Annotated in this window: 1 protein-coding gene; it reads right to left on the reverse strand. The window is 38.1% G+C overall.

Annotation, left to right across the window (positions count from 1 at the left end):
- Positions 1-127 precede the first annotated feature (127 nt).
- Positions 128-433: hypothetical protein (locus Q4528_RS12705; protein WP_303521828.1), on the reverse strand; the 306-nt coding region annotated here is incomplete at its 5' end.

The raw sequence follows: 433 nt of genomic DNA on the forward strand, positions 1-433 counted from the left end.
GAGTCAGCCCTGTTAAATACTCTGATTCGTGAGTAGTTTCTTAATATTTAACAGTATCTCAGCGCAACAGATCGATCCTGTTTAATGCAAGTAAGCAGACTATAAATCTGCTTACTTTGTATCTCCCTTAATCAAATTCCTTAACTTCGCCATCATCATAAAGGATTTTTGTAGGCCTAAAGGTTGTCTGTATGTTTTTCAACCGAGCCGATCTAGCCTTGTTATCACTGCTTAAAAACTCGTTGTATGCTGTCTCTCCAGCCCACTGCATTTTTCCGTTTGCTGGTATCGGATCGTTTATAGATACCCTCAAGGATACAATCTTATTATCAAGCAAGTCGAAAAAACCGACTATTCCAGAGAAAGCTCTAACACCAACATCTTTTTTGTTTTCAAACTCTATTTGATATGCCAAGTAGTCACGGTATATACC

It is taken from the genome of Staphylococcus pasteuri (genome assembly GCF_030547725.1).
Lineage (GTDB): Bacteria > Bacillota > Bacilli > Staphylococcales > Staphylococcaceae > Staphylococcus > Staphylococcus pasteuri.